Source organism: Nitrospiraceae bacterium (assembly GCA_019637075.1).
Classification (GTDB): Bacteria; Nitrospirota; Nitrospiria; order Nitrospirales; family Nitrospiraceae; genus JAHBWI01.
On sequence record JAHBWI010000018.1, the window covers coordinates 1 to 10391 of the forward strand.

Annotated in this window: 12 protein-coding genes; 9 read left to right on the top strand and 3 right to left on the bottom strand. The window is 59.3% G+C overall.

Annotation, left to right across the window (positions count from 1 at the left end; all coding sequences use genetic code 11):
* The 9 genes from radA to KF814_19045 form a co-directional block, all read left to right on the top strand.
* The coding region (gene radA, locus KF814_19005; GenBank protein MBX3238243.1) for a DNA repair protein RadA at window positions 1-1010 on the top strand (1010 nt) is incomplete at its 5' end.
* A gap of 5 nt (window positions 1011-1015) precedes the next feature.
* Entirely contained in the window at window positions 1016-1876 is an 861-nt protein-coding gene (locus KF814_19010) for a hypothetical protein (GenBank protein MBX3238244.1), read from the top strand.
* Window positions 1873-2697, top strand: coding sequence for a tRNA (adenosine(37)-N6)-threonylcarbamoyltransferase complex dimerization subunit type 1 TsaB (gene tsaB, locus KF814_19015; protein ID MBX3238245.1), 825 nt, complete (start codon window positions 1873-1875; stop codon window positions 2695-2697). Before KF814_19010 ends, tsaB begins: the two co-directional genes overlap by 4 nt.
* 27 nt (window positions 2698-2724) lie before the next feature.
* Window positions 2725-3231: a ribosomal protein S18-alanine N-acetyltransferase gene (gene rimI / locus KF814_19020; protein MBX3238246.1), complete on the top strand. Its 507-nt coding sequence runs from the start codon at window positions 2725-2727 to the stop codon at window positions 3229-3231.
* A 64-nt stretch (window positions 3232-3295) separates the two neighbouring features.
* Window positions 3296-3511, top strand: coding sequence for a YdcH family protein (locus KF814_19025; GenBank protein MBX3238247.1), 216 nt, complete (start codon window positions 3296-3298; stop codon window positions 3509-3511).
* Between the two features lie 102 nt (window positions 3512-3613).
* Window positions 3614-4384, top strand: a complete 771-nt coding sequence (tatC, locus tag KF814_19030; protein ID MBX3238248.1) for a twin-arginine translocase subunit TatC — start codon at window positions 3614-3616, stop codon at window positions 4382-4384.
* Between the two features lie 34 nt (window positions 4385-4418).
* Entirely contained in the window at window positions 4419-5495 is a 1077-nt protein-coding gene (locus tag KF814_19035; GenBank protein MBX3238249.1) for a hypothetical protein, read from the top strand.
* A gap of 17 nt (window positions 5496-5512) precedes the next feature.
* Window positions 5513-6010: a peptidylprolyl isomerase gene (locus KF814_19040; GenBank protein ID MBX3238250.1), complete on the top strand. Its 498-nt coding sequence runs from the start codon at window positions 5513-5515 to the stop codon at window positions 6008-6010.
* Window positions 6011-6043: 33 nt separating this feature from the next.
* Entirely contained in the window at window positions 6044-6763 is a 720-nt protein-coding gene (locus KF814_19045; protein MBX3238251.1) for a hypothetical protein, read from the top strand.
* Window positions 6764-6864: 101 nt separating this feature from the next.
* On the opposite strand, the gene KF814_19050 is transcribed toward KF814_19045, so the two are convergent.
* The 3 genes from KF814_19050 to KF814_19060 form a co-directional block, all read right to left on the bottom strand.
* Entirely contained in the window at window positions 6865-8304 is a 1440-nt protein-coding gene (locus tag KF814_19050) for a TolC family protein (GenBank protein ID MBX3238252.1), read from the bottom strand.
* On the bottom strand, window positions 8301-9605 hold the full coding sequence (locus KF814_19055) for an efflux RND transporter periplasmic adaptor subunit (protein ID MBX3238253.1): 1305 nt from the start codon (window positions 9603-9605) through the stop codon (window positions 8301-8303). Before KF814_19055 ends, KF814_19050 begins: the two co-directional genes overlap by 4 nt.
* Window positions 9605-10391: efflux RND transporter permease subunit (locus KF814_19060; GenBank protein MBX3238254.1), on the bottom strand; the 787-nt coding region annotated here is incomplete at its 5' end. The genes KF814_19055 and KF814_19060, both read right to left, overlap by 1 nt.

Below are 10391 nucleotides of genomic sequence, written 5' to 3' on the forward strand. Positions count from 1 at the left end.
TGTTGTATGTCTCCGGCGAGGAGTCTCCGCGGCAGATTAAGATGCGAGGTGAACGGCTTGGCATCGGCGGCAAGCATCTGCTCATTCTGGGAGAAACTTCCCTCGAACAAATTCTGAAAGCCATTCAAGAGATCAAGCCGGCAGCGGTGGTCGTGGATTCGATTCAGACCGTCTATACCGAGCAACTGACCTCGGCGCCGGGCAGTATCAGCCAGGTGCAGGAAGTGGCCGGGCAATTGATGTGGTTTGCCAAGCGCAACAATGTCCCCGTATTCATCATCGGCCATGTCACGAAGGAAGGCGCGATCGCCGGGCCGCGGTTGCTAGAACACATTGTCGATACGGTGTTGTACTTCGAAGGCGATAAGAGCCATAGTTTCCGGATTTTGCGCGCGGTGAAAAACCGGTTCGGGTCCACGAATGAAATCGGCGTCTTCGAAATGAAAGACGGCGGCCTCGAGGAGGTGAGCAATCCCTCCGAGTTGTTCCTGGCCGAACGGCCGCAACGCAGCACCGGCTCCGTGGTGGTGTCCAGTCTGGAAGGAACGCGGCCGATTCTGGTCGAGCTGCAGGCGCTCGTGTCGAGCACCAATTATCCCATGCCCAAGCGGATGGCCAACGGGGTGGAACCGAATCGCTTATCGTTGCTGCTGGCTGTGATGGAAAAACGTTTGGGCATGCATCTCTCGGGGCAGGATGTGTACGTCAATGTGGTCGGCGGAATCCATATCGACGAGCCGGCCATCGATTTAGGTATTGTCGCCGCCGTGACGTCGAGCTTGCGTGAGAGTCCGATCGATTTTACGACCTTGGTCATGGGGGAAGTCGGGTTGGGGGGCGAGGTCCGGGCAATCAGCCAGGCCGAATTGAGGATTCGTGAAGCCGCAAAGATGGGCTTCAAACGTTGCCTGTTGCCGGAGCGTAACGTGGCAAAACTCGACCCGGTGGACGGGATCGAATTGATCGGCATCCGTGAAGTCGGAGACGCGCTGGATGCCGTGCTGGCGTGACGAACATGAGAAGTAGTCGGAATCATGTCATACGAGCGCGCCACCTATTGTGCGTCCTCCTATTCGGTCTCTTTACCCTGTCCGGCTGCGCCCTGTTCGGCCCGACGGATACCGTTCCATTGAAAGAGGCGACGGCGGCGCAATTGACCGCGCTCCTGCACGAGCAGGCGGAAGAAGTGCGTACGATCAAAGGCCTCTTCAGCGCGAAGATCACAGGCGGCATCTTGCCCATCGGCCAACGCGTCCAGGGCACGGTGTTTTATCAACGCCCCAACGCTATCAGATTGCGCGGCTTCTCAGCGGTTGGCAGCGAAATATTCGAGTTTGTGCAAATCGAGGATCAGTTCAGGCTTCGTTTGCCGACCATGGGGAGGGAAGTCACCGGTCGTCCGTCGGAGGCCGATCAACTCGGGCAGCTGACGCGTCCGTTTCAGCTGAGCGTCTGGGCCATGAGCGGCATTATCGGTACACAGGCTGTGGGAGCGCAGGACCAGGTTCGATTGTCGGAAGATGGGGCCCGCTATCGGCTCGATGTGCTGACGGCGGCGACCTCGAATGGTGCGGCACCCTTTGTCAGTCGGCGAATCTGGTTTGATCGGCGGAATTTGTTGGTGGTGCAGGAGGAACGGCTGACCTCGGCAGGCGACATCGAGGCGACGATGCAATTTGATGACTATCGCGCAGTCGGTGCCGTGCCGCCGGCTTCTCTCGCGTCCAATGGGCAAAATCCTGATGGCGGCCCACGTATCATGCGCCCCTTTGCCATTCGTATGACCGACGGGCAGGGCTCGGGTAGTCTTCAGGTGACGTTTCACGAGCTGGTGCCGAATGAGCCGATCAAGCCGAGTGAACTTGGACGGGTATGAACCAGCAGCCGGATACTTATCTGTTAGCCATCGATACCGCGACGGCCTGGCAAAGCGTGGCATTGTTGCAGGGCGAGACGGTGTTGGCCCTGGTCGAGCAGGACGCCGATGGGTCGCATGCGCGTTCGTTACTGGGCGCCATCGATCGTGTGCTGTGCGAGGGAAACGTCACGCTGAAGGAACTTCAGGGACTGGCGGTGTCCATCGGCCCAGGTTCATTCACCGGTTTGCGGGTCGGGCTCGCGACCATGCTAGGGTTTCGTGCGGTATTGGGTCTGCCGATTGCACCGGTACCGACTTTGGAAGCCATGGCCTGGACCCTGCGCGACGTGAAAGGCTTACTGGTGCCGATCCTGAAAAGCCGGCACAATGAGCTGTACTGGGCCGCCTATGAGTGGCTGCCAAGATCGGGGTTACGTACCCTCATTACCGAGCAGGTTGGCCCACCGGGTTCTGTGGCGCGGCTATTACAAGTGGCCGAAGTTTGTACCTGCTTCGGTGACGGATGGCAGGCCTATGGGAAAGATATCCGGGAAGCCGTTGAGGCAGCCGGGGGAGAGATACGGGAAGTCAGCCTGGAGCAACAACGTCCCTCAGCCGTGAGTATCGGTCTTGCTGCGCGACAGCGTCTGGATGCGGGGCAGATAGCGGAAGAAGAACTGGTTCCTCGTTATGTCCAACGCACGGAAGCGGAAGTGAAATTTGACGAACAGCAGGGAGTATCCGCGCTCGAGCGGCGGCGTCAGCGGGTGGCCGGCAAACTGAGCAGGATACGGCGGCGAACGATCCCCAAAGGCGTTGATTCTCGACGCAAAACATAACGCATCACGTGGAGCCGTTCCGCTAACATGACATCAACTTCGGTCCTGATTGAACCGGCGACGTCCGCCCTCCTCGACGAGGTGCTCGCCATCGAACAGGCTTGCTTCTCAGCCCCCTGGACGCGCAAAATGTTAGCAGCCGAATTGTCCGGCAACCCGTTTGCACAGTTTTTGGTCGCGAAGTGTTGCGACCCTCAGTCTGGCTCCCTTGTGGTGGCCGGATATTTTTGTTTTTGGATCGTCTTTGAAGAAGTGCGGTTGATGAACCTGGCGGTGTTGGCGCCATTCAGACGGCAGGGCCTGGCGACGAAGTTGATCTGCACTGCCCTGCAGACCGGTCTGGAACGCGGCGCAACCAGGGCGATGTTGGAAGTGCGGGTCTCCAATCACGAGGCGCAGGCGCTTTATCACCGGCTGGGGTTTCGTCAGACGGCCAAACGGGTGCGCTATTATGTCAATCCGGAGGAAGATGCGGTGCTCATGGAAATGGCGCCGCTGCAGGTGAGTGTGTTGTGTAGGCAATCCGGAGCGTAACCTCCGGGAGCTTGGTAACACGACGGTCATCCACGAACGTATGTAGTCAACCAGGAGGTGCGACATGCAGACGGAGACGGCGATCACTGAGCGGTTACGGCAATCCAACACAGAATTCCGTGCTCTTGAAGAATCTCACCATCGCCTCGACGCGCAGCTGGCTGATTTACAACGACGGCATGTGTTGACGCCGGCGGAAGAAGTGCTGAAGAAACAACTGCAAAAAGAGAAACTGGCCACGAAGGATAAGATCGCCGAACTCATCCGATCCTCACGGTAACGTAGGTCGGGAGGGCGCGTCCCTATCTCCTCTCGCAGAGCCCCTTTGCGAGCGAGCGGACAGGGAGTAGCCGGAGCGCCGAGGCGTTGATTCAGACCGGGAATGCTCGCACCACTGGCCGCCCATATTCAGTCGCTCAAGAAGCGGCTGCTGATCATCGCGGTCACCTTGGGGGTCGCGTTTGCGACGGCGTTTGCCTACTCGACCGAGATGGTCGCCTGGCTCAATCGTCCGTTCCCCAATCAGCTGGTGTTCTACGGACCGACCGAAGCGTTGTTTGCCTCCATCAAGGTGTCGTTTCTGGCGGGCATTATTCTCAGCCTGCCGATCGTGTTTTATCAATTCTGGAAATTCATCGAACCAGCGCTGCTCCCCAAGGAGCAGCGCTGGGCAATCCCGATTTTTCTGCTGGCGGCGCTTCTGTTTGCGCTTGGCCTGATCTTTTGTAATCTCGTCATCCTGCCGCTGGTCATCGACTTTTTCGTCAGCTTCGGTATGGATCGCGACATTACGCCTGCGCTGGGGGTGGGCACCTATATTGATTTCAACGTCAAATTCCTGCTGATCTTCGGGTGCGCCTTTGAATTGCCCCTGGTATTGACGATTTTGTCCCGCGTAGGCGTGGTTTCAGCGGCCGTGCTGGCCCATTATCGAAAGCACGCCATTATGGCGGCTTTGATCATCTCGGCCATCGTGACGCCGGATGCCACACTGTTCACCATGTTGCTGATGGCGGTCCCGCTCATGGTACTCTATGAGATCGGGATCATCGGCGCGAAGATCTTCGGGCGCTCGTCAGGACCGGCGCCCGACATGAATTTGCCCCTCAACCCGGATATACCCATCGGTACCGCTGGTCATCGCGTTCGATGACCCCGGGTTCACAATTTTTAAAGGGTGATCATTTATGCTGCGTCACGTATTGGTGTTGACGGCGTTGACGGTCGGCAGTCTCCAAGGAATGGTGCATGCCGCATCATTGCCAATCGGGAATGAGAGCGGCGGCCCGCTGAAACTTGAACAGGGACATCCCGGGCAAGATCCGTCCTCGCCTGCCGATATCGGGAACACGAGTATTCAAGCCTTGACGTCAGGTGCCGGCGGCGTCATCTACGCCGGGTCATTCGGTATGGGCATTTTTCGAAGCAGCGACCGGGGCGGCACCTGGATGTCGGCCAACGAGGGGCTCACCGATCCCTTCGTGCTCTGTCTTACGACCGGCAAAGATGGAGCCATCTATGCCGGCACGTTTCGTGGCGGGGTATTCCGCTCCCGCGACGCCGGCAAAACCTGGCAGCCGATCAACAAGGGACTCAAACGTCTGGAGATCAAAGTTCTGATGATGGATGCCAAGGGTCTCTATGCAGGGACCGGCGATGGCGTCTACTTGTTGAATGCAGCGCAGGATCACTGGAAAGTCGTGACCACGGGGCTGGATGAAATTCTCGTCCACGCGCTGGCCAGAACGGACGATGGCACGTTGTACGCAGGCACCTCCGGCAAGGGTGTGCATAGTTATAAGGAGCGCACGCCTGGATGGACGCGCCTGCGGCAGGGCCTGAAAGACCACGAAGGATTGGTGGAGAATTTTATCCGCGTGCTAGCCGTGGATAAAGAGCAGGGCGTCTACGCGGGCACGTTCGACGGCGGAGTGTTCCGTAGCGGCGACGGCGGTAAAACCTGGCTGCCGATCAGTCGCGCCTTACCGAACGATTCCATCCGCGGCTTGATCAGCAACGAGCGTGGCGTGTATGTGGCGACGGGGCGGGGGGTTTTCAAGACCGTCGACAAGGGACGGCAATGGATGCCGCTCAACAAGGGCCTCAGCAATCTCTCCGTGCAGGTGTTGATCGAGGGCGATAAGGGCGGCTTCTATGCCGGCACCAGTTCCGGCGTGTTCAGGAGCGATGACGACGGTCTCACCTGGACGGCAGTCAGCCAGGGATTAGAAGGTGAGAGCGTCGCGCCCTTCAAGTTTAACTGAGTAGGAAAGGATATGAGATGACCGCACAAACCGCGACGATTACCGTGACATCCAAGAACGAGCCCTGGGGCCAGATCGTGCTGCGCTTTTTCCCGGATGTGGCGCCGAATCATGTGAAGAATTTTACGGACCTGGCGAAGAAGGGCTTTTACAACGGCACCACGTTTCATCGAGTGATTCCCGGGTTCATGATCCAGGGGGGAGATCCCAACAGCAAGAATCCGGATCGTGCGTCGCACGGGATGGGTGGCCCCGGCCACAACGTGAAGGCGGAGTTCAATAGCAAGCCGCACAAGCGGGGAACCCTTTCCATGGCGCGCGCGAACGATCCGGACAGCGCCGGGTCGCAATTCTTCATTTGCGTGAACGACGCCAATTTCCTGGATTGGCAGTATACGGTGTTCGGGGAAGTACAGAGCGGGCTCGACGTGGTCGACAAGGTCGTCGGGGCCAAGCGTGACGGACGGGACAACCCGCTGGAGCGCGTGGAAATGACCGTGACGATTACCGAGTGATAGACGTCACACGTGAACAGTAAGACGTGAAAGGTGAAGAGGGAAAACTTAAAGCGAGAAGGGCGGCTCCGCCGTTTTGCGTTTCACCGTTCACGGTTCGTGGTGTTGGCCGCAGCGGTATTTACCGCTGCGGGCTGCGCCATTCCTCAGGTCCCGTCGCGGACCGTCTACGAAGATCCCGTCAATTTCGTGCGGTTGGAGTTGGATGCCAATGTGTTGCCGGAGTGGCCGCCAGGGCATTTCACGCATCCGGCCCGGTTTTCCCATGAGCAGGTCAGGCGGGTGCTCATGGGCCTGACGGTTCAGGAGCATCGCACCATGGTCCAGCGCTGGATCGGCGGCGACTCTCGACGGTTACCCATGTTCCGCGATGCGGAGATCGTGATCCTCGTGCCGCAGCTGGTCGAGGCGTTACGGTTAGCGCGGGAAAATGAGCGCGTCACGTATTATCTGAGCCAACCACAAACGTCCGTGAAGCGAACGATCACCTCGGGGGGCCTGTACATCCGGGGCACCGAGCTGCATTTTATCTTAGGGAATTGGCAGACGCTGTACGGTATTCCAGCCTACGGGATGATTTATGATCGCCGGTACCCGATGAACCCGATCATCTCGAAAGGGTTCGATCTCTTCTTCGACCTTGACCAGGCCTTGGTCCATCAAACCACGAGCATCTGGGATGGGTTGCTCGCCAATACAAAAGACGAGTTGGTCATCGATCTCGCCATTGTTTTTCCCGGCCAGAGCATCTGATTCTCCCGTCCTTTGTAAAACCTATCCTGTGACCTGTCGGAGACTGGTGGTTAGCGAGCGTTAACAATCGACATCGTGCGCGTCCTCGCTCCATGGATGGGCTAGTATGCCGCAACGGGCGGTCCTTCCGTCTGGCTCGCCGCGTCAGTCGGGCGGGAAGCCGTCGATGCGCGGCTCAGCAACAGAATGCGGCCTGTGTCGTCGCCTTGCGACGTGTAGGCCAGCGTGACTTCTGCGATCTTATAGTCGTATTGTGTGTCCGCCAGTCGTGTTTGCGCCGCCGTTACTGCGACTTCTGATTGGGTGACTTCTACTACCGTACCCAACCCGAGTTTGTAGCGCTGCTTGGAGAGCTGTAACGCTTCCTGCGCCGTCTTGACTTGTTCTTCCGCCAGCGTGATTTGTTGCGCGAAGGTCAGGGTGTCGAGGTAGGCATTGGTGACCTGCTGCGTCAACGCCTGCTCGATGTTGCTCGTGGCAGCGGAGGCGGCCTGCCGATTGGCATTGGCTTCCACGACCTGATTTTCAATCAGGAACCCGGTGAACAGCGGCATGGAGACCATGGCGCCAGCCATCCACCATCCGCCGGTCTGCTGGTTCTGGCGTGGATCGAAGGGATCGAAGGTGCCGCCGCTGGCGATCGCGGAAAACGTCGGCAGGTATTGGCGTTTCGTGGCCGTCAGTCGTGCGTCGGCGGAGGCCGTCTGCTCCTTTGCCCGTTTGACCTCCGGATGGGAGAGGCTTTCGTTGATCAGTGTCTCCAGCGTTTTCTGCGGGCGAACGGCGACGGAAATATCTTCCAGGACATAGTCGTCCGCTCCGGCAATGCCCATGGTTCGGTTCAAGTCGGCGAAACTGGCCTTGAGATCATTGCGGCTTCGCACCAGCAGGGATTGGGCGTTCACCAGCTCAACGCGGGCCAGGTCGAAGTCGAGCTTCGATTTCAGTTGCTGGCGATAGAGCGTTTCAATCTGGCCGGCGATGATCCCGCGTTCACGCACCGTCTCCTCTGCGATCTGCACCAGACGATGCCGCTTCAAACTGTTCAGATACGCGCGCTGCACATACAGTAGCACCAGTGCGCGTCTCGCATTCACATCCTGCCCTTGGGCGCGTTCGGCGAGCTTGTTCGACTCGACCAGATTGCTGGTGTAGCCGAAATCGTACAAGCGTTGGTTGGCGATCACGCCGCCGGTGAAGGTGGTTTGATTTTCGCGCAGCAAGCCTCCTCCGACCAGAAACCGGGGATTGCTCACGCCGGCGCCGGCTACGGTGTTCGCGTTGGCGTAGACCTGGGGGTAATACAGGGAGCGTGCCTGTTCCGTACGCGCCTCCGAGGCTTTTAAGTTGGCCTGGCCCTCGATCAGCATCGGGTGATTCTTCACAGCAATTTCTACGGCCTGCTGCACGCCGAGAAAACTGCCGCGCGACAACGGCACCGGCTGGTCCGCTTCGGCGGCATGGGTGAGGGAGGCTGAAGCTGCGGCTAGAGATAAGACGGCCAGCATGAGGCCTGTCCTGAGTGGCAAGAGATACATCATGGGCGATCTCCCTGTGTCGGTGTCGCACTGTTTGTGGTAGGCGCGGCGGTCGGGGGTGGAGGGGTGCCGCCCGGCGCACGCCGTTCAAATTTCTGTTGGGACAGTTTGGCGTCCGGCAAATTGAATGGCGAGGCCACGACCGGCATCCCTTCGAGCAGACGCCGCTTGCCCACGGCCACCACATCTTCGTCGCCCCGCAAGCCGGAGGTGATCTCGATCCAGCGGCCGTCGCTGATGCCGGTTTGTACCGCCACTGGTTTGGCTTTGCCGTCCTCGACGATGAAGAGAGACTTGCCCTTCGGTGTGCTGGTCACGGCCTGGGGGGGAACGACGAGGGCCTGTGGAATTTCACGCAAACCCAGCGTGACCTCGGCGAAGGTGCCGGGCCGAAGCGCATGGTCCTGATTGGGTAAATCGATTTCGACCAGCAGGCTGCGCGTGGCCGGATCGAGCGCCATGGTGGATCGCGTGACGAGGCCGGTGAATGAGCGAGATGGCAGTTCGGTGACCTTCACGGTCGCCCGGGTTTTTCCCGGCACGATCCAGGGGCTGTCGTCCTGCGGCACGTTGGCATAGATGCGCACCGTGTTCAGATCCATGATAGTGAACAGCGGAATCGCGTTGGTGGCCGAGGACGTGGCGATTTGAATCAAGGCTCCGGGGTCCGCGAATCGGGCCGTCACGATGCCATTGTAGGGCGCGCGGACCTTGGTGTAATCCCGCATGACGACGCGCTGTTCCATCAGGTGCCTGGCTCCCTGATAGGCGGCTTCGGCCACGTCCACGTCCTGTTTGGCGATGACGTCCGGAGACTCGTTCCATACTTTGGCCAGGCGTTCGTAGGTCAATTTTTTGATTTTGTAATCGGACACCGCCTGCTGGTACTGCTCTTCGACTTCCGGGGCATCGATGACGGCCACGACGTCATTCTTCTTCACCGCATCGCCCTTGTCCGGTCCGATCCATTTGAGATAACCGGACACCTTGGCGTACAGCGTGGTTTGATAGAGCGGAGACACATTGGCGGGCAGTTTGACCGCATAGACCAGATCGCGCCGGGTCGGCTTCGTCACCTGCACATCCACGGGAGCACTGTCCGGTACCGCCACGGACTCCTCTGGTGGTTGTGGCGGGGTGGGAACCGTGGGGGATGGAGGGGGAACCGGGTGCCCCACGTCATGAATCTCTCGCCAATACAGCAGTCCGCCGGTGACGAGCGTCAGCACGATGGCGATAGCGATCCAGCGGATCTTCCGGCGCGTGGCCCTGACGGGGCGGGGAGTCGTTGACGGGGCTTCCATTAAATGTCCTCCGAAGTCGCGGGAGCGGTGGTGGAGACCGGCGCACGTTCCCGACGAATCAAGACTAGGCTGTGCATTACGGGAACGACCAGCAGCGTCATGATCGTGCTGACCGCCAAGCCGCCGACTACTGCGCGAGCCAATGGCACCATGGTTTCGTTGCCCTCGCCGAATCCAAGCGCCAGCGGCAACAGGCCGAGGATCGTGGCGAGCGCCGTCATGAGAATCGGCCGGATCCGCCGCCGCCCGGCTTCCAGCACGGCATGCGCCGCAGTCGATCCGTTGCGCACCATGCGGTTGGCGAAATCCACGAGCAGAATACTGTTCGACACCACGATGCCCATCATCATGAGCGTGCCGATCATGGATTCCACGTTGACCGACGTGTTGGTCAAGTGCAGGGTCAACACCGTGCCGATCCAGCCAAGCGGGACCGCCACCAGAATGATCAGCGGATCGATAAAGGAGCGAAACAGCGCGACCATCACCAGATAAATCAACACTACGGCCAATGGCAGGGCCAAGGCAAAGTTCTGAATCGCGCCGCGCATGTTGGCCACTTCGCCACGCAACTGCACGGTCACGTCCTTCGGGAGCTGAATGCCTGCCAATACTTGCTCGATATCTTTCGCGACATGGCCGAGATCGTTCCCGACAGGGGTGACGAGCACGTTGATCAAACGCGAGAGATCGTAGTGATCCACTGAATCGGGCCCGGTCTTGAACTTCAGCTGGGCCACATCGCGAAGGAGGACGGGCGGTCCGCGCCGGTCGTCGCTGGACGCG

Coding starts and splice junctions, on each gene's coding strand:
- KF814_19010 (MBX3238244.1), top strand. CDS start 1,016: ATGAGAAGTAGTCGGAATCATGTCATACGAGCGCGCCACCTATTGTGC.
- tsaB (MBX3238245.1), top strand. CDS start 1,873: ATGAACCAGCAGCCGGATACTTATCTGTTAGCCATCGATACCGCGACG.
- rimI (MBX3238246.1), top strand. CDS start 2,725: ATGACATCAACTTCGGTCCTGATTGAACCGGCGACGTCCGCCCTCCTC.
- KF814_19025 (MBX3238247.1), top strand. CDS start 3,296: ATGCAGACGGAGACGGCGATCACTGAGCGGTTACGGCAATCCAACACA.
- tatC (MBX3238248.1), top strand. CDS start 3,614: ATGCTCGCACCACTGGCCGCCCATATTCAGTCGCTCAAGAAGCGGCTG.
- KF814_19035 (MBX3238249.1), top strand. CDS start 4,419: ATGCTGCGTCACGTATTGGTGTTGACGGCGTTGACGGTCGGCAGTCTC.
- KF814_19040 (MBX3238250.1), top strand. CDS start 5,513: ATGACCGCACAAACCGCGACGATTACCGTGACATCCAAGAACGAGCCC.
- KF814_19050 (MBX3238252.1), bottom strand. CDS start 8,304: ATGATGTATCTCTTGCCACTCAGGACAGGCCTCATGCTGGCCGTCTTA.
- KF814_19055 (MBX3238253.1), bottom strand. CDS start 9,605: ATGGAAGCCCCGTCAACGACTCCCCGCCCCGTCAGGGCCACGCGCCGG.